Annotated in this window: 22 protein-coding genes; 14 read left to right on the forward strand and 8 right to left on the reverse strand. The window is 69.9% G+C overall.

The genetic code is table 11. From position 1 onward, the window contains the following. The first annotated feature begins 20 nt into the window (after positions 1–20). The gene (locus M3Q35_RS02790) at positions 21–1,364 is read left to right on the forward strand and encodes an MFS transporter (RefSeq protein ID WP_273939995.1); all 1,344 of its coding nucleotides are present in this window, start codon (positions 21–23) and stop codon (positions 1,362–1,364) included. A 95-nt stretch (positions 1,365–1,459) separates the two neighbouring features. On the opposite strand, the gene M3Q35_RS02795 is transcribed toward M3Q35_RS02790, so the two are convergent. Beyond that, positions 1,460–1,867 (reverse strand): ester cyclase, encoded by a 408-nt coding sequence (locus M3Q35_RS02795; RefSeq protein WP_273939996.1) that lies wholly within the window; start codon positions 1,865–1,867, stop codon positions 1,460–1,462. A gap of 73 nt (positions 1,868–1,940) precedes the next feature. Here M3Q35_RS02795 and M3Q35_RS02800 point away from each other — a divergent pair, with 73 nt between their 5' ends. From M3Q35_RS02800 to M3Q35_RS02815, 4 genes are all read left to right on the forward strand, one after another. Continuing rightward, the gene (locus M3Q35_RS02800) at positions 1,941–2,405 is read left to right on the forward strand and encodes a helix-turn-helix domain-containing protein (RefSeq protein WP_273939998.1); all 465 of its coding nucleotides are present in this window, start codon (positions 1,941–1,943) and stop codon (positions 2,403–2,405) included. 185 nt (positions 2,406–2,590) lie between these two features. Then, complete coding sequence (locus tag M3Q35_RS02805; protein ID WP_273939999.1) at positions 2,591–3,814, forward strand: ATP-binding protein; 1,224 nt, start codon at positions 2,591–2,593, stop codon at positions 3,812–3,814. 353 nt (positions 3,815–4,167) lie between these two features. Beyond that, entirely contained in the window at positions 4,168–4,806 is a 639-nt protein-coding gene (locus tag M3Q35_RS02810) for a LysE family translocator (protein ID WP_273940000.1), read from the forward strand. Between the two features lie 72 nt (positions 4,807–4,878). After that, complete coding sequence (locus M3Q35_RS02815) at positions 4,879–5,529, forward strand: DUF998 domain-containing protein (RefSeq protein ID WP_273940001.1); 651 nt, start codon at positions 4,879–4,881, stop codon at positions 5,527–5,529. On the opposite strand, the gene M3Q35_RS02820 is transcribed toward M3Q35_RS02815, so the two are convergent. The 3 genes from M3Q35_RS02820 to M3Q35_RS02830 are packed head-to-tail and all read right to left on the reverse strand — an operon-like array spanning position 5,500 to position 7,811. Then, positions 5,500–6,480: an acetylxylan esterase gene (locus tag M3Q35_RS02820; RefSeq protein ID WP_273940002.1), complete on the reverse strand. Its 981-nt coding sequence runs from the start codon at positions 6,478–6,480 to the stop codon at positions 5,500–5,502. The two genes, M3Q35_RS02815 and M3Q35_RS02820, sit on opposite strands and share 30 nt — an antisense overlap. 9 nt (positions 6,481–6,489) lie before the next feature. Then, positions 6,490–7,176, reverse strand: coding sequence for a RibD family protein (locus M3Q35_RS02825; protein WP_273940003.1), 687 nt, complete (start codon positions 7,174–7,176; stop codon positions 6,490–6,492). A gap of 5 nt (positions 7,177–7,181) precedes the next feature. Beyond that, positions 7,182–7,811 (reverse strand): GTP cyclohydrolase II, encoded by a 630-nt coding sequence (locus M3Q35_RS02830; protein WP_273940004.1) that lies wholly within the window; start codon positions 7,809–7,811, stop codon positions 7,182–7,184. 486 nt (positions 7,812–8,297) lie between these two features. Here M3Q35_RS02830 and M3Q35_RS02835 point away from each other — a divergent pair, with 486 nt between their 5' ends. After that, positions 8,298–8,741, forward strand: coding sequence for a hypothetical protein (locus tag M3Q35_RS02835; protein ID WP_273940005.1), 444 nt, complete (start codon positions 8,298–8,300; stop codon positions 8,739–8,741). Here the strand turns inward: M3Q35_RS02835 and M3Q35_RS02840 are convergent. Next, a complete protein-coding gene (locus tag M3Q35_RS02840) occupies positions 8,738–9,331 on the reverse strand; it encodes a TetR/AcrR family transcriptional regulator (protein ID WP_273940006.1) in 594 nt (197 codons plus the stop codon). The two genes, M3Q35_RS02835 and M3Q35_RS02840, sit on opposite strands and share 4 nt — an antisense overlap. Positions 9,332–9,464: 133 nt before the next feature. Here M3Q35_RS02840 and M3Q35_RS02845 point away from each other — a divergent pair, with 133 nt between their 5' ends. Genes M3Q35_RS02845 through M3Q35_RS02855 form a run of 3 tightly spaced genes read left to right on the forward strand, consistent with a single transcriptional unit; the run spans position 9,465 to position 12,201 of the window. Then, a complete protein-coding gene (locus tag M3Q35_RS02845; protein ID WP_273940007.1) occupies positions 9,465–10,670 on the forward strand; it encodes a lipase family protein in 1,206 nt (401 codons plus the stop codon). Positions 10,671–10,688: 18 nt separating this feature from the next. Next, positions 10,689–11,330, forward strand: coding sequence for an alpha/beta fold hydrolase (locus tag M3Q35_RS02850; RefSeq protein ID WP_273940008.1), 642 nt, complete (start codon positions 10,689–10,691; stop codon positions 11,328–11,330). Between the two features lie 43 nt (positions 11,331–11,373). Further along, positions 11,374–12,201 (forward strand): DUF4436 family protein, encoded by an 828-nt coding sequence (locus tag M3Q35_RS02855; protein ID WP_273940009.1) that lies wholly within the window; start codon positions 11,374–11,376, stop codon positions 12,199–12,201. Here M3Q35_RS02855 and M3Q35_RS02860 read toward each other — a convergent pair. After that, positions 12,193–12,669 carry an Lrp/AsnC family transcriptional regulator gene (locus tag M3Q35_RS02860; RefSeq protein ID WP_273940010.1) on the reverse strand — a complete coding sequence of 159 codons (477 nt, stop codon included), beginning with the start codon at positions 12,667–12,669 and terminating at the stop codon, positions 12,193–12,195. The two genes, M3Q35_RS02855 and M3Q35_RS02860, sit on opposite strands and share 9 nt — an antisense overlap. 132 nt (positions 12,670–12,801) lie before the next feature. Between M3Q35_RS02860 and M3Q35_RS02865 the strand changes: the two genes are divergently transcribed. Then, positions 12,802–15,072: a transketolase-like TK C-terminal-containing protein gene (locus M3Q35_RS02865; protein WP_273940011.1), complete on the forward strand. Its 2,271-nt coding sequence runs from the start codon at positions 12,802–12,804 to the stop codon at positions 15,070–15,072. Here the strand turns inward: M3Q35_RS02865 and M3Q35_RS02870 are convergent. Further along, a complete protein-coding gene (locus tag M3Q35_RS02870; protein WP_273940012.1) occupies positions 15,065–15,355 on the reverse strand; it encodes a DUF427 domain-containing protein in 291 nt (96 codons plus the stop codon). The genes M3Q35_RS02865 and M3Q35_RS02870 overlap by 8 nt on opposite strands. Before the next feature lie 73 nt (positions 15,356–15,428). On the opposite strand from M3Q35_RS02870, the gene M3Q35_RS02875 reads away from it, so the two are divergent. The 3 genes from M3Q35_RS02875 (at position 15,429) to M3Q35_RS02885 (ending at position 18,967) form a co-directional block, all read left to right on the forward strand. Further along, a complete protein-coding gene (locus M3Q35_RS02875; RefSeq protein ID WP_273940013.1) occupies positions 15,429–16,673 on the forward strand; it encodes an MFS transporter in 1,245 nt (414 codons plus the stop codon). Positions 16,674–16,940: 267 nt separating this feature from the next. Continuing rightward, entirely contained in the window at positions 16,941–18,398 is a 1,458-nt protein-coding gene (locus M3Q35_RS02880; protein ID WP_273940014.1) for an MFS transporter, read from the forward strand. 26 nt (positions 18,399–18,424) lie between these two features. After that, positions 18,425–18,967: a universal stress protein gene (locus M3Q35_RS02885; protein ID WP_273940015.1), complete on the forward strand. Its 543-nt coding sequence runs from the start codon at positions 18,425–18,427 to the stop codon at positions 18,965–18,967. Here the strand turns inward: M3Q35_RS02885 and M3Q35_RS02890 are convergent. Then, complete coding sequence (locus tag M3Q35_RS02890) at positions 18,942–20,069, reverse strand: DMT family transporter (protein WP_273940016.1); 1,128 nt, start codon at positions 20,067–20,069, stop codon at positions 18,942–18,944. The genes M3Q35_RS02885 and M3Q35_RS02890 overlap by 26 nt on opposite strands. 62 nt (positions 20,070–20,131) lie before the next feature. On the opposite strand from M3Q35_RS02890, the gene M3Q35_RS02895 reads away from it, so the two are divergent. Then, on the forward strand, positions 20,132–20,770 hold the full coding sequence (locus M3Q35_RS02895) for a GntR family transcriptional regulator (RefSeq protein WP_273940017.1): 639 nt from the start codon (positions 20,132–20,134) through the stop codon (positions 20,768–20,770). Positions 20,771–20,851 lie beyond the last annotated feature (81 nt).

The following is a 20,851-nucleotide window of genomic DNA, read 5'->3' on the forward strand; positions in this document are numbered from 1 at the left end:
GCCGGTATGGGGCGCTGCCGGTGGTGAATGGGAACCGTCCCGGCGGCCTTGGCGGCTATTCCATCCTGTGGGCCGGGCAGATCTTGTCGGTCAGCGCGGCCCGGATGGTCAACTTCGGTTTCGGCGTCTGGCTGTTCCTCCAGACGCACAGCGCATTCGACCTGTCGCTGATGACCGGCGCCGCCTTCGTGGCCACCATGCTGTGCAGTCCCTTCGCCGGCGCCGCCATCGATCGCCTGCCCCGGCGGCTGACCATCGCCGTCGGCGATGCCGGCACCGTCGTCGTGCTCGGCACCCTGCTCGTGCTGTTCCACTTCCACGGCGTGCACGTGTGGGAGTTGTTCCTGGCCAACACCCTCATCGGCGTGCTGGTGGCCTTCGAGGTGCCGGCCTACTCGGCCACCATCTCGCTGATGGTGGCCAAGGAGGACCTGTCCCGGGCCAACGCCATGCGAACGATTGCCGACTCGGTGCAGAACGTCGTCGCCCCCACGCTCGGCGCGATCGCCTTGCAGTATCTGGGGATCGACGTGGTCGTGCTCATCGCCGTGCTCGCCGGCGCCGTCGCCGCCGGCACGGTGTTCCTCGTGCGCATCCCTCAACCCGACCGCTCCGACGCGTGCGCCACCGGCTGGTGGAGCAGCGCCGTCCTCGGCTTCCGCTACATCGCCGCCCGACCCGGTCTCGTCGGTCTCCAGCTGACGTTCTTCGTCGTCAGCATGCTGTCCGTGATGGGCTGGCAGGTCCTGACGCCGATGGTCCTGTTACGTAGCGGCAATTCGGAGCTGGCCGCCGGCCTGGTCCAGACCGTCGGCGCCTTCGGCGGCGTGGTCGGCGGTGTCGTCATGCTGTTACGCCCGCCACCGGTTCGTCCCGTCCGTTCCGTTCTGCTGGCCGTGCTGGCCTACTACTCGCTCGGCCGGATCGTGCTCGGCATGGGCGACGGCATCTTCTGGTGGTCAGCCAGCTGGTTCTGCTCCTGGGTCTGCATGCCGTTCCTGCGCGGCAATCTCGACGCCATCTGGCAGGTCAAGGTCGATCCGGCCATGCAGGGCCGCGTCTTCGGCGCCCGCCAGGTCATCGACAACCTCGCCCTGCCGCTGGCCCTGCTCATCGTTGGTCCGCTCGCCGACGACGTCCTCGAGCCCGGCATGCAACCCGGCGGCACCCTGCTCGCCGTCTTCGGCTCCCTCGTCCCCGGCGGTCCCGGCGGCGGCATGGCCCTCGTCTTCTTCGGCACCGGGGTGCTCGGCGTGGTCGTCGGCCTGTCCGGGTTCCTCGTGAAGGTCGTTCGTGACGTCGACACCGACCTGCCCGACCACGACGCCCTGCCCGATCTCGTCACCACCCCCAGCCACGCCTGAACTCCTCAGGCGACGATGCCGAACGACACGGCGATTCCGGTTGTGCTCATGGTGTTGCCTCCCTTCGGTTGTCGTTCGGTGTGGCGATGCGGAGCTCAGGCCTGGTCACCCGCCGCACCGAGCTGCCGGAGCAGACCGAGGTCGTCGCGGACAGCCCAGTGCTCGACGAACCTCCCGTCGGCCAACCGAAACACGTGCACGGCGGGCCAGCTCACGGGCCGCCCTTCGGGGACCCGCCCGTGAGCCAGCTGCGGAAACGCGTTGCCGGTGTGCCGTCCGCGCACGACCCACCAGGCCAGCACCAGCTCACCGTCGACACCAACTGCCCGCAGATCGATCGCGAGGTCGCCGAAGCTCGCCGTGAGCCAGCCGCGCACGGTGCGATAGATGTCCGGGCCGACCTGACCGCTCACGTGGTCGTGGTGGTCGTCGGCGACGACCTGGGCCAGCAGCGACTCCTCCCCGGTCAGGAAGTACCGGATCAGCGTCTGCACCTCGTCCATGCCGCTGACGCTGCCCGACGGCGCTGTCCGGGAACACCGACAACCGCACTGACAAATCGCTACCATGCCGACCATGGACCTGGCCGGGTTGCTGCGGGCCTGCCGGCTCCGCGCCGGACTCACCCAGGAGGAACTGGCGGAACTCGCCGGCCTCAGCACGGATGCGATCGGCCTGCTGGAACGCGGCGAGCGTCGTCGACCGCAGCGACACACTGTCGACCGACTCACCTCCGCGCTCGACCTCACCGGTGCCGCTCTCGACGAATTCCGCCGGGCCGCACGTGGCATGCGCGTCGTCGCGCCGCCGGCGCCGACAACGCCGCTGCTCGGCCGGGAACGTGAGCTGGCAGAGATCGAGGAACTACTGGCCGAGGTCCGCCTGGTGACACTGACCGGACCGGGTGGGGTCGGCAAGACACGGCTCGCCATCGCCGTGGCGGCGCGGTTCGGGGCCGCGTTCCTCCCGCTCGCCGAGCTGTCCGATCCGGCTCAGCTGGCGTCCGAACTGGACCGAGCCCGGCGCGGCCGGCCGCCCTGATCGTCCTGGACAATTTCGAGCACCTGCTCGGCGCTCGCGGGCTGGTCGCCGATCTGCTGGCCGACGCGAAGGTTCTGGTCACGAGCCGGGCCGCGCTGTCGCTGAGCGGCGAACACCGGTACGAGGTCGCCTGTCTGCCCGCCCGGACCGCGTCCGAGCTGTTCGAACAGCGCGCCCGCGCCGTGGTGCCCGGATTCACCACCGACCCGGCCGTCGAACCGATCTGCCGACGGCTGGACGGCCTGCCGCTGGCCATCGAGCTGGCCGCGCCCTGGCTGCGAGTTCTTTCCCCGCAACAACTTCTGGACCGGTGCCACACCCTGCTCACCGACGGGCCGCACGACAGCCCGGCCCGCCAGCGCACCCTGGACGCAACGCTCAACTGGAGCTATGAGCTGCTCGATGCCCGCCAGCGCACGCTGTTCGCGAACCTGGCGGTGTTCGTCGGCGGGTGCACCGAGGCGGCGGCCGCCGCCGTGTGCGACGCGACGCTGGGGGAGTTGGCCTCGCTCGTGGACCTGAGCCTGCTGACCGTGTCCGGCCAGCGCTTCGGCATGCTTGAGACCGTTCACGACTACGCGACCCGGCTCGACGACTCCTCACCGGACCGGCATGCAGCCTACTTCCTCGATCTGGTCGAGCACATCGAACTCGTCGGCCCGGGCGAGCTGGACCACCGGGAGACGTTGGACCGCGAGCGGGCCAACATCCATCGCGCCATCGGGCACGCGGTCGCGGCGCGAGACGTGTCGGCGTGCATGACCTTCGCTCGGCGACTCTGGCGCTACCGACCGCTCAACGCCTGGCTGCCCACCATTGTCGACGTGGTCGGCGAAGACCCCGAGCTGTGCCTGTGGGCCGGGATGGTGGCGCGGTCGCGGGATGATCACCCGCTGGCCAAGAAGCTGTTCCACACATGCATCGCCGCCTGCGACGCCACACTGTGGAACACCAGAGTGGCCGCCGAGCACAATCTGGGCGTCACGTATTTCGAAGAGGGCGACTACCAGCGGGCCGCGGAGCTCGAACGCGCGGCACTGGCCGCGGCGCGGTCCGTGAACAGCGGGTACGGCGTGCCGTTCGGTCTCGTCTCGCTCGGTGACGTCGAGTGGGCGATGGGAGATCTCGCCGCCGCGCGCGCGTGCTACCGCGAAGGCCTGACGCTGTTCGAGCAGTTGGGCCACAACGCCGGCATCTCGCACGCGCAGACCGGCCTTGGTCGGGTCGCGCTGCGGTGCGGCGACACCGCGGAAGCCGCCGAGAGGTACCGAGCCGGCCTTGCCGCCGGCGGCGATCCGGTTTTCGCCGTCGAGTGCCTGGAAACGCTCGCCGATCTCGTCGGTCCGGCGGAAGCGACGGACCTGCGTGCGCGGGCTGCCGTGCTGCGCGAGGACGACGAGACGCTCTGAGTTGGCGTTGGTTTGTCGGTGCGGTTGTCGGTGGTTGCCTCGAGGAATTGGCGAGGCTCGACGATGTGCTGGCCACCGCCGACCCCGCCACGACCTGTCGGACTCTGTGGCTGACCGAGTCGGCACCGGAGTTCTGGACCCGCCGGCACGCCCACGAGTTGGCCATCCACCGTGTCGATCTCCATCACACACTGAGCCTCGCTCGGCTACCCATCTCACCCCCTCCGGCGGGCCTTCCCCACCCCCGCCGCCGTCCCGGGCGTATGCAGAATCCATGGCCGCCCCGCTACGGCCTGGTCCGCGGCCCGGAAAAGGTGCCCCTCACCTGGTAAATCGCAGCTACGCTGCGAGCCATGCCGACCCTGTCCACGATCCTGCTCTTCATCGCGGCGACCATGGCACTGTTGGTCTTCCCCGGCCCGGCGGTGCTCTACATCGTCACCCGCTCCATCTCCCAGGGCCGTGCCGCCGGCCTGGCCTCGGTGCTGGGCGTGCACGTCGGCACGATCTTCTTCGTGCTGGCCACGTCGTTCGGCCTCTCCGCCCTCCTCGCCGCCTCGGAGACGGCGTTCCAGATCGTGAAGTACCTCGGCGTGGCCTACCTGCTCTACCTGGGCGTCCAGAAGCTGTGGCTGTCCCGCGCCACCGCCGCCGACGACAACCTCCGGCCACCGGCGCCGGCCTCCCTGCGCCGGATCTTCACCCAGGGCGTCGTCGTCAACCTGCTCAACCCGAAGACCTTGATCTTCTTCGCCGCCTTCCTGCCGCAGTTCGTGGACCCGGCCCGAGGCTCGGTGACCCTGCAACTGGTGTTCTTCGGCGTCGGCTTCATCCTGCTGGGCATTCTCAGCGACGGCACGTACGCGCTGGCGGCCAGCGCGATCGCCGGCCGGCTGCGCCGCACGGCGAAGGCCCGCCGCCGGCTGGACCGGTCGAGCGGGCTGGTCTATCTGCTGCTGGCGGCGTTCGCGGCGACGGTACGCCAGACCTGAGCGTCCCTCGATAGGGGGATGCCGGTTGCCGACCCTGGTGAGCGGGATAACGCTTTCCATCGGGAGGCCGTGATGATGACGAGTGCCGAGAAGCGCGCCGCGGTCGGTGGATTCCTGTGGATCGTCGCGATGGTGCAGTACTTCGTCGCGCAGTTCGCGGTGGCGGCGCACTGGCGGGTCCCGTACAGCTGGCGGGACAACCCGATCAGCGACCTGGGCAACACGGCCTGCGGCGACTTCATGGGGAACTACGTGTGCTCTCCGCTGTACGGGGTGATGAACGCGTCGTTCATCATCGCCGGCCTGCTGACGATCACCGGCGTCGGCCTGCTGCGCTCGATCTGGCCGGACACGGCCGTGGCGACGGTGGGCCTGCTGCTGCTGATCCTGGCCGGTGCGGGCAAGGTGCTGGTCGGGGCGGTCCCGGAGAACGAGGACGTGGGCCTGCACATGATCGGCGTGCTCAACCTGCCGGTGGCCGGCGTGGCGATCCTGCTGCTGTCGCTGGCGACCCGGCACACGAGGCTGGGCATGTTCGGCCTCGTGTGCGCGTTCTTCAGCCTGCTGGGCACGGCGATGACCTTGTTCGCGCCGCAGCTGCTTGGCGTGGGCGGCGCCGAGCGACTGGCCGGATATCCCGGCTACATCTGGGTTTTCATCGTCGGCGGCGCCGCCCTGCTGCCCAAGCGCCGGTCAGCCGAGGTGGTCCCGGAGATGGCGTAGCTGCCGCTCCACGTGCCCGCGCGGCACGTCGTGCCCGCCGAACGGGGACACGGTGATCTCCTTGGGCGCCTTGATCTCGTTGTACGCGGCGTACACAGTGGACGGTGGGCAGACCGCGTCCATCAGCCCCGCGCTGAACAGCGTGGTGGCGGTGATCCGCCGGGCCAGCAGCGCACAGTCCACGTACCGCAGGGTTTCGAACACCGCCGGCACCAGATCGATGTGCTGGGCCAGGAAATCGCTGATCTCGGTGAACGGCGCCTCGGGCGTGATCCTGACGGCCCGGTGGAAGTCGCACAGGAACGGGATGTCCGCGTGGCACACCCGAACCCGGTCCCCGCACAGCGCCGCGGCGGCCAGCGCCAGCCCGCCGCCCTGGCTGCCGCCGCTGACGGCGATCCGCGCCGGATCGACACCGTCCAATTCGGACGCGACGTCGACCGCCCGCACCGCGTCCACGAAAAGCCGGCTGTAGTAGTACGTTTCCGGGCTGGCGATACCCCGGGTCATCACGCCCGGGTACTCGGGCCCGGCCGGCGTGCGCCCCGGGTCGCCGGTCGCGCCGATGGCCCACTTCGCGCCCTGCCCCCGGGTGTCCATCACGAGCACGGCATAGCCGGCGGCGGCCCACAGCGTGTGGTCGTGCGGCAGGCCCCGCCCGCCGCCGTATCCGATGTACCGCACCACGATCGGCAGCTGCTGGCCCTCGGAACCGGCCGGCCGCAGGTACCAGCCGCGGATCCGGTCGCCGCCGTCGCCGGAGAACTCCACGTCCCACACCGGCATCGGCCCGTACGCCAGTTCATCGTGCCGCACAAGCGAAACCGGCTCGGCCACGGCCCGCGCGGCGGCGATACGGGCCGCCCACCACGCGTCAAGGCCGTCCGGCTCGGTCGCGGTCACCCTGTGCTCGGCCAGCTCCGACGGTTCCGAGAGGTCGAACAGGGGCATGTTTTCCTCCTACTGGCAACAGGTCAGGTCCTTGGGCGAGTATCGCAGCAGCACGACATCGCCGACCTGGGTGCAGCCTAGGAGTTTCATCCGGGCCGTAGTGCCGCCGGGATAGTTGGCCGGGCCGAGGAAACGGGGCGCCTCGGCCTGCCCGACAACGAGCGGCGCGATCGCCACGTGCAGCTCGTCGGCCAGGTTGAGCGCCACCAGCTGGGTGTGCACGGTGCCGCCGCCCTCGACCATGAGCCGGTCGACACCGCGCTCGCCCAGCCGGGCCAGCACGGTATGCCAGTCGAACACCGCGCCCGTGCTGACCACCTCGGCAAGGTCGCCGAGGCGGTCATGCAGCTTCTCCGCCGCCGAGTCCACGGTGAACACCAGTTTTTCGCCGCCGCAGCCCCACACGGCCAGGTCCGCGTCGAGGTCGCCGGAGCCGGTGACGACGACCTTCATCGGATACGCCGGCAGGCCCCGGGCCTGCCGCTGCGCCCGGCGTTGCTCCGAGCGCACGATCAGTCGCGGATTGTCACGGCGAACCGTGTTGGCCCCGACCAACACGGCGTCGGCGTCGGCGCGGACCGCGTCGACCCGGTCGAAGTCCTCCGGACAGGACAGCAGGAGGCGCTGGCACCCGGCGTCGTCGAGGAAGCCGTCGATGCTCACGGCCGCCGACAGCACGACATACGGCAGTTTCATGGGCCTCAACTCACGAGACTGGACAGCGTGATGGTGTGTCCGGTGTGGTCCACCTTGGCCCGCAGGTAGCGCAGGTTGGTCTCGGTGGCGAACACGCCGGTCGGCACGCGGCGGCGCACCGAGACGCCGAGCGCACGCAGCTGCTCGGCCTTGTCCGGGTTGTTGGAGAGCAGGTCGATCTTGCGCACGCCCAGCGCGGCCAGCATCTGCGCGCCCGCGGTGTAGTCGCGGCCGTCCTCGGGCAGGCCCAGCGCCGCGTTGGCCGCGTACGTGTCCAGGCCGTTGTCCTGAAGGGCGTACGCGTCGAGCTTGTTGTACAGGCCGATGCCGCGGCCCTCCTGGCGCAGGTAGAGCAGCACGCCGCCGGTGTTGGAGATGCGCTCGACGGCCTCCCGCAGCTGGGGGCCGCAGTCGCAGCGGGCGGAGCCGAAGACGTCGCCGGTCAGGCACTCGGAGTGCATGCGGACCAGGGGAGTGCCCTCGGTCGGGTCGCCGAAGACCATGGCCACGTGCTCGAGGCCGTCGGTCAGGCCGTGGAAGGTGACCGCGTCGGCAGTGACGGAGAAGCCGTCCGCGAAGCGCAACGGGATGCGCACGCGGGTGCGGACGGTTGCTTCGGCGCCGCTCGTCGACATGGTGGACTCCGATCTGCCAGTGGCCGCGCTACGACCGTGTTCCTGTTCAAATTTCAACAACATCGCGGCGGCCCGGTATGGTTTCCCGGACAGATGTGACCTGCGTCGCATGTGCTGCGCCCTGGTGAAGCATCGCCGAGCCTAACTCCTCTCCCTCTACCCCAAGACACGATCACCGAGGCCTCCTGGTTCATCCCAGGTTCAGGGAATTCGGTTGCGCGGACGTGCGCCGTACGGGCCGCCGCCTGGTCGTCCGGCCAGGTGACGGGCCGTGGTGGTGTTGTTCGGCCGGGTGTTCGGTGACAGTTGACGGTAGGTTTCGCGTCGACTGTGGAGCGACCGGAACTCGAGGTCCGTCCGGTACCTCCCGATCGCCAGGTCACGCCGCCCGGCTACCCGGTTCGGCCGGGGTGTCAAACCGACTCGGGATCCGGTCCATCCGGACGGCCGGTGCGATTCCACTCCTGACTGCCGGACAATGCCCGGATGGCGATCACTGCTGCTCGCGTGGAGATCTCCGACGCCAGCCGCCGGCGCGTCGTGGCCGTGCTGCTGCTGTCGGCCTTGATCACCGTCTCCTACATCCTGCTGTGGATCTTCGCTCGGGACGTGGTCGCCAGCGAGACCCGGCCCGGCTACGTCGAGTTCGAGAACTCCTTCCCGTTGGCCGACACCTGGCTCCTGGCCTGCCTGCTCGGGGCCACGTACACCCTGCTCACCCACCGACCGGCCGCCCTGTTCTGGCTGGTGGCCGGCGGCGGCGCCGCCATCTACCTGCTGTGCATCGATTCCCTGTACGACATCGAGAACGGCATCTGGTGGCTGCCCGGCGGGGCCGGCCTGATGGAGCTCGGCATCAACCTCACTACGCTCGTCGTCAGCGTCGGCCTGCTCCGCTGGGCCTGGCGCCGCCGCTACGCGCTGCTCTAACGCAGGATCGCGGCCAGCATCAGACCCCGGATCTCAGCGGCGATGTCGGCGACCGGCCACGGCGGCTGGTGCGCCTGCCATTCCCGCAGCAGACCGGTGATCGCGCCGACCAGCCCGATGGCCGTGAGCCGGTAGTCGCGATCGGGGGCGACGCCGTGGGCGGCGGCGTGGCGGGCCTCGGCCTCGATGAAGTCGGCCCAGCGCGTGACCCACTCCTGGTGCTGCCGCTCCAGGTCCTCGCTGACGCCGACGGCCTCCACGTAGTTCAGCCGCGGCAGCCGCGGATCGGCGGTGACGCTGGCGACGAAAGCGTCCAGCAGCAAGGAGATCCGCCTCACGACGTCGTCGGAGTCCAGCGTCGCCAGGGCGCTGCGGACCCGGTCGAGGGCGACGGAGTTGATCAGGTCGTGCAGGGTCAGCAGCACCTGCTCCTTGCCGGCGAACTCCTCGTAGAAGTTGCGGGTCGACACGCCGGCCTCGGCGCAGATCTGCACGATCTTGGTCTGCCGGTAGCCGATCGTGGTGAACAGGCCGAGAGCCGCTTCGAGCAGCCGCTGCCGGCGCTCGGCCCGGCGCTGCTCGGCGTCCACTCCCGCGTAGGCGCGTCTGGCGATGACCGGCTCCTCACCCGCGTGACAAATTCTGGTAATCGGGATTGCCAGATTACCCGACCCGGCCCTACCTTGTGAAAATCCTGATTACCACTTCAGCTCGGAGGCAACGATGCTTCGCCGAGTGCTCGCGCCGCTGCTGGGCCTGTCCCTGCTGATGGCCACCCCGACCGTCGCCCAGGCCGATGCCCGGCCGCCGTCGCCGACCCAGGACCCCTTCTACACGCCGCCCTCGCCGCTCGAAGGCCAGGCCGGCGACCTGATCCGGCAACGCCAGGTCGACTGGTACCCGGAGCCGTTCCGCGTGTTCCAGGCCCCGGTCCACACCTGGCTGGTGCTCTACCGCTCCACCTCCGCCACCGGCACGGCCAACGCCGTCTCGGGCATGGTGCTGGTGCCGCCGATCCCGTGGAACGGCCCCGGCCCACGGCCGGTCATCGCGTACGCCATGGGCACGCAGGGCCTGGGCGACGACTGCGCGCCGTCGTATCACCTGCGTACGGGCACCGAGGTGGAGATCGCCTTCCTCGCGCAGGCGATGCTCAAGGGCTACGCCGTCGCGTTGACGGACTACGAAGGCCTTGGCACGCCAGGAACTCACACCTACGCCGTGGCCAACTCCGAGGGGCACGCGCTGCTCGACGTCGCCCGCGCGGCGAGCAAGGTCGACGGCGCCGACATCAGTGCCGACGCCCCGATTGGCCTGTTCGGCTACTCCCAAGGCGGTCAGGCCGCGGCCGCGGCAGGGGAGTTGCAGCCGTCGTACGCACCGGACGTGCACGTCGTCGGCGTCGCCGAGGGCGGCGTGCCGGCCGATCTCAGCGAAGTCGCCGCCTACAACGACGGCAACCTGGGCTTCAGCCTCGTCGCCGGCGCCGCAGTCGGTTACGCCGCAGCGTATCCCGAGCTGCCGTTCGCGAACGTCTTGAACGCCAAGGGCCGTGACGTCGTGCAGAAGGTCGAGACCTCCTGCATAGTCGAACTTGCCCTCGCGGATCCCTTCGACCGCTTGGACAATCTCACCACGACACCGGGCATGATCAAGGATCCACGCTGGCAGGCCCGGCTGGCCGAGAACCGCCTCGGCGCGCACAAGCCGACCGCCCCCGTGTTGCTCTATCACGGCACACTGGACGAGCTGATCCCGTTCCACGTCGGCGAAGAGCTCCGCGACCGCCTCTGCGCACTCGGCGCTTCCGTTCAGTGGCAACCAGTTCCGCTCGCCGGGCACATCGTCGCCGTCAGCGTCTACGGCACCGCGGCGCTGAGCTGGCTCGGGGATCGCTTCGCCGGCAAAGCACCCACCCCGAACTGCTGATCGTGATAGGCAGGACGGGTGGAACTGTTCACCCGCACCTGGGGTTCGCCCGCCGCGCCGGCCATGGTCCTGCTGCACGGCGCGTCGGGCAACGGCGGCGCCTGGCAGGAATTCGCCGCCAGCTTCTCCGACCGCTGGCACGTCATAGCGCCGGACCAGCGGGGACACGGCCAAAGCCCACGGGCCGACGCCTACTCGTTCGACCTGTTCGCCGATGACCTGCACGGCCTGCTCGACGCCTTCCACGTCGAGCAGGCCGTGCTCGTCGGGCATTCCATGGGCGGCGTCGCCGCCTATCGCTACGCCGAGAAGCGCCCGTCGCGTGTAACCGCGTTGGTGCTGGAGGAAGCGCCGCCGCCGGTTCCGTTGGGGCTGCAACTGGCGCCGCGCCCCGAGGGCGAGTTGGACTACGACTGGGCTCTCCGCCCGCAGATCATCGCCGAGCTGAACGCCCCGCGGCCGCTGGGAAAGATCGCCGTGCCGACGCTGATCGTGGCCGGCGGGGAACAGAGCCACCTGCCGCAGGCCGAGATCGCCGCCATGGCCGAGCAGCTGTCGGCCGAGCTCGTCACGATCGACGCCGGCCACCTCGTGCACCGTAACCGGCCGGCCGAGTTCGCCGCCGCCGTACGAGCCTTCCTGGCCGACACCAACAGGTGAATCACCGTGCTGTCACCGGCTTTCTGGCCTAGCGTGACGGCGGGTGAGGACGGTACAGCTTGTCGCCGTTGGCGTGGCGATCGCGGTGCTCGCGACGGGCGGCATCATCGCCTTCCGGCTCGACACCGGCACCCGCAAACTCGACTACATCGCCGGCAGCAACGATCCCAACCGGGTCGAGTTGGACGTGACGCTGCAACGGGTCGACGTCACCGGGCGCGAACTCGACCTGCGCATCGTGCCGATCCTGTACGGCAACCTGGCCGACGGCACCGACGCCGTGCCGGCGCGTGACCTCGAGATCGACACCAGTTCGCTGACCACCGGCCTCCTGCGGTTCAAGGCGCACGACCGGGTCTCGTTGCAGGACGTGCGGATGGGCGTGGACGAAGGCCTGGTGTCGTCGTACCCGTTCGACAGCTACGCGGCCACGATCGGCTTCTTCGTCACCGCGGGCGACCAGAATGTGCCGGTCTCGCTGCGGTTCCGCAGCTACGACGCGCTGTTCACGGCCGAGCTGACCGACGCCGCGTGGCCGACCGGCCAGCTCAAGGCCAACGTGCTGGCCGGCCGCACGTTCAGCTCGTCGGTGCTGGCCTGGTTCCTGATGGTGGCGATGTGGGCGCTGGCGCTGTCCGTGCTCGGCGCTGCGTTGACCATAGTGTCCAAGAAGATGGGCCTGGTCTGGCCGGCGATGGGCTGGATGGCTGCCACGCTGTTCGCGCTCGTCGGCTTCCGCAACGCCGCGCCGGGGTCGCCGCCGATCGGCGCGCTGATCGACTACGGCGCCTTCTTCTGGGCCGAGCTCCTGACCACCGCTTCCCTGGTTTACGTGACAGTGAACGGGATCCGGCGCGCGCGGCTAACCTGAGCGCCGTTCGAGCAGCGGGCTGATCCGGTAGCCGACCAGCTCCCGCATCACCAGCGCCGTGCTGGTCCGCTCCACGCCGGGGATGGCCAGCATCAGGCCGGCGATGCGGTACAGGTCGTCGCCGTCCTGGGCGACGACGTGCACGAACAGGTCGGGCTGGCCGCTGATGCCGTGCACCTGGAGCACTTCCGGCACGTCGGCCAGCGCGGCGGCGACCTCGTCCAGCCGCTGCTGGGTCACGACCATCATCACGAACGCGGTCAGCGGATAGCCCAGCGCGCGGGGCGGGATGCGGTGCTCGAACGTGTCCAGCACGCCCGGTTGTTCCAGCCGCAGCAGGCGTGCCTGCACGGTGTTGCGGGACAGCCCGGTCTGCTCGGCCAGCGCCACAGCGGTGGCCCGCGGCTGCTCGGCCAGCGCACGCAGCAGGCGGAGGTCGGTCTGGTCGAAGCGGTCGTCGTTGCGCACTCTGCTCGCTTTCGCCGGGTGGTTCGGGCGCCGGATTGTGCGATCTGCTCAATTGAGCGTACTCACATTGTGCGTAGTGAGCGTTGGTGTTGTCATTCTGGCACGTTGTGCCCATGTTGGAGGGTGGCGGAGATGACCAGGCAGAGTCCGGCGGCGCCGGCCGTGCTGACCGAGATCGAGCAGCGGGTGCTGTGGCTGTCCACCGCCATGATCCATCACGCGAACCTGGTGCGCCCCAACGATTCCGGCCTCAAGGTTGGCGGGCACCAGGCGTCCAGCGCCTCGATGGTGTCGATCATGACCTCGCTGTGGTTCCGGCACCTGCGCGCGGAGGACCGCGTCTCGGTCAAGCCGCACGCCTCGCCGGTGCTGCACGCGATCAACTACCTGCTCGGGGAGCTGGACGAGTCGTATCTGACGACACTGCGCGAATTCGGCGGGTTGCAGAGCTACCCGAGCCGGTCCAAGGACCCCGATCCCGTCGACTACTCGACCGGATCGGTCGGAATCGGTGCCACCGCGCCGATCTGGGGCGCGATCGCCCGTCGTTACGTGGGCGCGGGAACCGGGCGGCAGTACTCGCTGCTGGGCGACGCCGAGCTGGACGAGGGCGCGGTCTGGGAGGCGGTGCTCGACCCGTCGGTGGCCGAACTGGGCGAGATCGTGTGGATCGTCGACCTGAACCGGCAGTCGCTGGACCGGGTCGTGCCGCAGATCGCCGGTGACCGGCTGCGCGACATGTTCACCGGCGCCGGCTGGCAGGTCATCACCCTCAAGTACGGGCGGCTGCTGGCGGAGCTGTTCACTCGTCCGGGTGGTTCGGCGCTGCGGGCGCGCCTCGACACCATGCCCAATCCGGAGTACCAGCGGCTGCTCCGCTGCGACGCCGCACAGCTGCGGGATCGTTTGCCGGCAGGGGATTCCGCCATCGCCGAACTGGTGTCCGGTGTGGACGATCCGACCCTGCTGGCGGCGATCCGCAACCTCGGCGGGCACGACCTGGCGGCGCTGGACGGGGCCTTCGAGGAGATCGACGACGGCCGGCCGACCGTGATCCTGGCGTACACTGTGAAGGGCAACGGGCTGCCCACCCAAGGGCACCCGCAGAACCACTCATCACTGCTGACCGCGGAGCAACTGGCCGAACTCGCCCGACGTCTTGGTACCCACGTCGACGATCCCTGGCTGGCCTTTCCGCCCGGCACCGATGCGGCCGACCTGTGCGAGGACACGGCAAACCGCCTGCGACGCGACGGCGTCGCGACCGCGGAACCGCCTTCGATCCCGCTCGACCTCGGCCGGGTTCAGCAGGGCACGACGACGACTCAGGCAGCCCTCGGCCGAACGCTGCTCGATCTCACCCGCCGTGCCCCCGAAGCCGCCCAGCGTGTGGTGACCGTGAGCCCTGACGTCAGCTCCAGCACCAACCTGGGCGGCTGGGTCAACAAGGTCGGCGTGTGGTCGCCCGACGAGCGCGTCGACTGGTTCGCCGACGACTCCGACACGATCCTGCATTGGAGGGAAAGCCCTGGGGGACAACACATCGAACTCGGCATCGCCGAGACCAACCTGGTCGGACTGATCGGGGAGCTCGGCGCCACCTGGAGTCGCTGGGGCCAACCGCTGCTGCCGATCGGCGTGCTCTACGACCCGTTCGTCTCGCGGGCCCTTGAGCCCTGGTCGTTCGGCATCTACGCCGGCGGGCAGTCCATTCTGGTCGGCACGCCGTCCGGGGTCACACTGGCCCCGGAGGGCGGGGCGCACCAGTCGATCACGACGCCGTCCATCGGGCTGGAGCAGCCCGGCTGCGTCACGTACGAGCCGGCGTTCGCGATCGACGTCGAGTGGACGCTGCTGGCCAGCCTGGCCCGGCTGGGCCGGCCCGACGGCACCTCGGCCTACCTGCGCCTGTCGACCCGGCCGGTCGACCAGTCGCTGGCCGACGTGCCGGCGGACCCGGCCGCCCGGGAACGCCGCCGCCGTCAGGTCGTGGCCGGTGCGTACTCGTTGCGCCGCAAGGACAATCCGGCGATCACCATCGCCGCGATGGGTGCGGTCGTGCCCGAGGCGCTGGCCGCCGCCGACCGGCTGGACCAGGTCGGCATCCCGGCCGACGTGGTCTGCGTGACCAGCCCGGGCCTGTTGTTCCAGGCCCAGCAGGCCAGGCACGGCCGCGCCGACGCCCCGTCGTGGATCCTGGACCAGGTGCTACGCCCGACGCCGCTGGTGACCGTCCTGGACGGCCATCCGCACACGCTCGCCTGCCTGGCCACGGTCAACCGGGTGCCGTCGATCTCCCTCGGCGTCACCCGGTTCGGCCAGGCCGGCGCGCTGGCCGACGTCTACCGCTACCACGGCCTCGACGCCGACAGCATCGTGCGCGCGGCGCTGGATCTCAGCTGACCTCGACCACGCGCCGGTCGAAAGCCACGTAGTCGGTGAAGTCCTGGCCGACGCGGCTGACCGCGTCGGCCGGCGGCTGGGTGTAGCTCCAGCCGGCGTCGGTCTGACCGGCCACGGTGTGGTACTGGGCCACGCCCTTCCACGCGCAGGTGTACGGGGTCGGGCTGGCCACGAACTCGCTGTCCGTGAGGGACGACGGCGGGAAGTACCAGTTGCCCTCGATCGACACGACCTCGGACTCGGGGGCCTCGGCCACGACGCGGCCGTTGATGGTTGCCTTCATGTAGGCGTCAACGGCCGGCCGTGCCGCGGTAATTCCGTCGTGTGTCCGAACGGGCAGCAATACGCTCGGTCCAGTGACCCCGCCTCCAGTGACGCCGCCGCGGCGCCTGCTGGTCGACGTCGCCCCGTTCCGCCGGTCGCCGGCCTTCCGCCGGTACTGGATCGGTGCCGGGCTCTCGGCCATCGGCACCCAGATGACCCTGTTCGCCGTCACCTATCAGGTCTTCACGCTGACCGGCAGTTCGCTGGCCGTCGGCGGCATCGGGCTGTGCGCCGCCGTGCCGGCGCTGGCCTTCGGCATGCTCGGCGGCAGCATCGGCGACGCCGCCGACCGCCGCAAGGTCGTGCTCTACACCAGCCTCGGGCTGGCCGCCGTGTCGGCGCTGTTCGCCGTGCAGGCCATCCTCGACCTGCGGCAGCTGTGGCTGCTCTACGTGCTCGCGGTGCTGGAGGCGCTGATCGTCTCGGTCAACGTGCCGGCCCGGCGAACGTTCACGCCCCGCCTGCTGCCGGCCGAACTCCTGCCGGCCGGCGCGGCGCTGAACTTGATGACCATGCACCTGAGCAACACCGTCGGCCCGCTGCTGGCCGGGGCGGTCGCGGCGGCCTGGGGACTCAAGGCCTGCTACGTGCTCGACGTGCTCAGCTTCGCGGCCGCGCTGTACGGCGTGTTCCGGCTGCCGCCGATGCCGCCCGAGGGCGGGCCGGCCAAGCCCGGCCTGAAGGCCGTCGTCGAGGCCGTCGGCTTCATCCGAGGCTCTCAGGTCCTGACTGGCACCCTGCTGGCCGACCTGTCCGCGATGACCTTGGGCGCGCCGTTCGCCGTGTTCCCGGCGATCAACGCGGCGTTGTTCGGCGGCGGGCCGCAGACCCTCGGCCTGCTCAACGCCGCGCCGGCGATCGGCGGCGTGCTCGGCTCGATGCTGTCCGGGCCGGCCGGGCGTGTGTCGCGGCAGGGGCGGGCCCAGCTGATGGCCGGCATGGCCTGGGCGGTCACGCTCGTCGGCTTCGGACTGTCCACCACGCTGTGGCTGTCGCTCGGGCTTCTGGTCGTCGGCGGTGCGGTCGACGTGATCGGCGTGGTGTTCCGGACGACCATCCTCCAGACGGCCACGCCCGACCGGTATCTGAGCCGGGTCGGGGCCGCCGAGTACGTCGTCGGCTTCGGTGGCTCGCAGCTGGGCAACTTCCGTGGCGGCGCGGCCGCCGCCCTCAGCACGCCCGGGTTGTCCGCCGTGATCGGCGGTCTGTCCACCATCGTCGGCGCGCTCCTGTTGTGGCGCAAGCTGCCCGGCTACGCCACATACCGAGCGCCATAACGGATCTGCTCGGTTTCGGGTTGGCGTTTCAGGCAACAACACCGTGACAATTGTCCCGAGCAGGTTTGAAACGCTCGCGTGCGCGGCCGGTGAGCGCTCGCACCGGCAGCGTGACCTGCGGCGAGAACCGTGACCGTGACAAAGGTTCACGCCTTCTACCGGTTGCGGACCGACCACTTTGGCGGTAGATCTCTAAACCTGCTCGTAACCCGCCGGCCACATGTGCGCGAACGTTTCGGCAACGCACGCGACATCGGGGAGAATTCCATGACAGCAGCCAGTGCCGCCGGGACGGCGACGCCACAGGTGAGCCTCGTTCCCGCCAGAATGGACCGGTTGCCGTGGACCCGGTTCCACTGGTCGATCGTGATCGGCCTGGGCGTCTCGTGGATCCTGGACGGCCTCGAGATCCAGATCGTGTCCGCGGGCGGCTTCGAGCAGACCCTGCAGATGACCACGTCCGAGGTCGCCCTCACCGGCACCATCTACCTGATCGGGCAGGTGGTCGGCGCGCTCTACTTCGGCCGGCTGACCGACAAGATCGGCCGGAAACGGCTGTTCATCCTGACGCTGGCGATCTACCTGCTGGCCAGCGGCCTGGCCGGGTTCTCGTTCAGCGTGTGGTTCCTGTGGATCTTCCGCTTCATCGCCGGGCTGGGCATCGGCGGCGAGTACACCGCCATCAACTCGGCCATCGACGAGCTGATCCCGTCCCGCTATCGGGGCCGCGTCGACATCGCCGTCAACGGCACCTACTGGGGCGGCGCGATGATCGGCGCCACCGCCAACCTGTGGCTGCTCGACCCGAACGTGATCGCGGTGGACTGGGGCTGGCGCATCGGCTTCTTCATCGGCCCGGTGCTCGGCCTGATCATCATCTACCTGCGCCGGCACATCCCGGAGAGCCCGCGGTGGCTGATGACGCACGGCAAGCTGGCCGAGGCCGAGCGCACCGTCGACGAGATCGAGGCCGGCGTGCGGCGCGAGGGCGTGACCCTGAGCGAGGTGCCGCCGGAGAAGGCGATGTCCATCGTGGAGGCGCCGCGGCTGGGCTTCCGCACCGTGTCGGGCATCTTCCTCAAGAAGTACCCGAAACGCTCGTTCCTCGGCTTCTCGATGATGGTCACCCAGTCGTTCCTGTACAACGCCATCTTCTTCACGTATTCCTTGGTGTTGCAGAACTTCTACCACATCAGCAAGGCCGACACCTCGGTGTACTTCTTCCCGTTCGCGGTGGGCAACCTGCTCGGCCCGCTGATCCTCGGGCCGTTCTTCGACACCATCGGCCGGCGGAAGATGATCCTCGGCACGTACGGCTTCGCCGGGCTGGTGCTGGCCATCTCGGCCGCGCTGTTCCAGGCCGGCACGTTGAACGCCACCACCCACACGATCTTCTGGTGTGTGTCGTTCTTCTTCGCCTCGGCCGGTGCGTCGTCGGCCTATCTGACGGTCAGCGAGATCTTCCCGCTGGAGCTGCGGGGGCAGGCGATCTCCTACTTCTTCGCCATCTCCCAGGCCGCCGGTGCGACCGCGCCGGCCGTGTTCGGCGTGCTGATCGGCGACGGCACCACCCGCGGTCCGCTGACCATCGGCTACTTCGTCGGCGCCGGCATCATGATCGCCGGCGGTCTGATCGCCTGGTTCTGCGGCGTCAACGCCGAGGGACAATCCCTTGAGGACGTGGCCGATCCGCTGTCCAAGGCGCCCGCGGCCGCGGCCGGTTAGTATCCGCGACGACGAGGAGGTAAGCCGTGGCTGATGTCATCGTCGTGGGCGTGAGTGTCCGTAGTGGATCGCCCACCGCGCTGCGCTGGGCCGCCGACGAGGCTCGTCGTCGGCGGTGCGGCCTGGTCGCCGTCCGTGCCTGGCGGGCCCCTCGGCCGCCGGCCGCCCCCGGTGGGCATCCGCCCGCCGTCAGCCGTGACGTCGACGCCGCTTTCGCCGACAGCGAGGAGAAGCTCCGCGCCGATGTCGCCGCCGCGCTGGGCGACGAGGCCAAGGTCGAGTGCCGGCTGGTCAAGGGCACGCCCGTTTCGGTGCTGCTGAAGGAAAGCGAGGGCGCCGTCATGCTGGTCCTCGACGCCCCTCGGCGCACCGACATCAAGGCCAACACCCTGTTGGCCCATCGGCTCATGTACCACGTCGGTTGCCCCGTCGTGGTCATGCCGCCCGCGCTCACCCTGCCCGGTCCCGGCCCGGCCGCCCGGCTCGGCAAGCAGGTCGGCACCCGGTTGGCCAAGGCCGCCGCGTCCGCCGGCCGTCCCGGTATCAGAATTCCGCGCCAGGCCGACTGAGCACCGTTTGCCGAAGGTCCGAGCCCACGGGCTCGGGCCTTTTCGGCGTCCGGCCCGTGATCGCGATCGCCGCACCGATCAGCACGATTCCCGCCCACTGCCCCGCCGACAGTTCCTCGTGCAGCGCCACCGCCGCGATCACCGCCGCCGCGGCCGGCTCCAGCAGCGTGATCGTCACCGCCGCAGCCGCCCCGATGTGCTTGATCCCCCGGGCGAACAGCCAGTACGACAGGCCGGTAGTCACCACGCCCAGATACCCCACCCCAGCAATCCCTTGCACCGTAAGCAGTTCCGCCGTCGCCGTCGTCACGATGACCGGTGTCATCAGCACCGCCCCCAGCGCCAGAATCCCCGTCAGCGCCGTCGCTTCATCGTGCCGCTTGGTCAGCGCTTGAATGGACACCGCCTGCAGGCTGAAAAACGCCGCCGCCAGCACCGACAGTCCCAGCCCCACCAGCGAGAACGTCACCGCTTTGGTCAGCGCCAGCAGACAGAGCCCACCCACCGCCACCGCCGTCCCGACCATCCACCCCGCACTCGGCACCCGCCGCTCGGTGATCGCGGTCCAGAGCCCCGTGAACACCGGCGACAGTCCGATGCCCACCGCCGTGCTCACCGCCACCCCCGCACTCCCGATCGCCCCGAAATAGGCAACCTGAAAGCCCGCGATCCCCACCGCCCCACCCACCAGCGGCCCCACATCCGCCCGCGTCCACGAGCCCGCCCGCCGCACCCCAGGCCCCAGCCGCCCTCTGACCCCACCCGCCGACGCCAGTGCATCGGCGCGTATCCGAGAGCGGGTCCGCCACAACCCGCGCCGCGACCGGCCGCTGGTCGAACCCGCCGACGCCAGTGCGTCTGTGCCCGCCTGCCCCGCCTCGGCCACGCCCACTGACTCCAGCCCATCCGCCCGCGTCCGCCATAACCCGCGTAGCGGCCGGCCTCTCGCCACGACGACCAACACCAGCGCGCCGACCGCCAGCCGAATGCCGCCCGCCGCGATGCGGTCGCCGGTGTTGAACAGCGCCGCGACCGGCCCCAGCGTGCCCCACAACAATGCTCCGGCGACCGCGCTGGCCGTTGCTTTCCCGCCGCTACCCATGCCGCGACGGTAATACGGTATGACAGTCATACGCAACGGTCTGACCGCTATACTCACACGCTGTGACGGCGCTTCAGACGACCAGCACGCGGGATGCCCTGGTCGCGGAGGTACGCAGGCTGATCCTCAGCGGGGAGCTGCCTCCGGGTGCGAGCCTGACCGAGACGATGCTGGCTTCGCGGTTCGGGGTGGCCCGGCCGACGATCCGGTCGGCGCTGCAAGAGCTGGTGGCGCGGAATCTGGCGCAGCGGGCCAACGGGCGGTCGCTGATCGTGCCGGTGCTGACCGAGGCCGATATCAAGGACCTGTTCCTGATCCGCACGCCGCTGGAGCTGGAAGCGGTGCGGGTGATCGTCGAATCGGGGACGTCGCTGGCCCGGCCGGAGCGCATCCTGGCCGAGATGGACGCGCTGGCCGCCGATGCGAGTTGGGCGGACCGGGTGGAGATCCACACGGAGTTCCACATCGCGCTGGTCGAGCTGGCGGGAAGTCCGCGCCTGAATCGGATCTACCCGGCGCTCCAGGAGGAGATGCAGCTCTGCCTGGCGCAGCTGCACAACTTCTACCCGGGCGGCACCAACCTGGCCGACGAACACCGCCGCCTGCTGGCCGCTATCGGGTCCGGCGATGTGGCGGTGGCGCAGGCCGAGATGCGCGAACACCTGTCCACGGCGGTCCGCCACCTGGCGGTCGGCCGCTGAGCGTCCTGCCCGTAAATCGGTTGCCCCGGTTCGGCCACTTCTGCTCAACTCCTGGCGTACCCGATCAGGGAGTTGAGATGC

Origin of the sequence: Kutzneria chonburiensis (assembly GCF_028622115.1) — a bacterium.
Taxonomy (GTDB): domain Bacteria; phylum Actinomycetota; class Actinomycetes; order Mycobacteriales; family Pseudonocardiaceae; genus Kutzneria; species Kutzneria chonburiensis.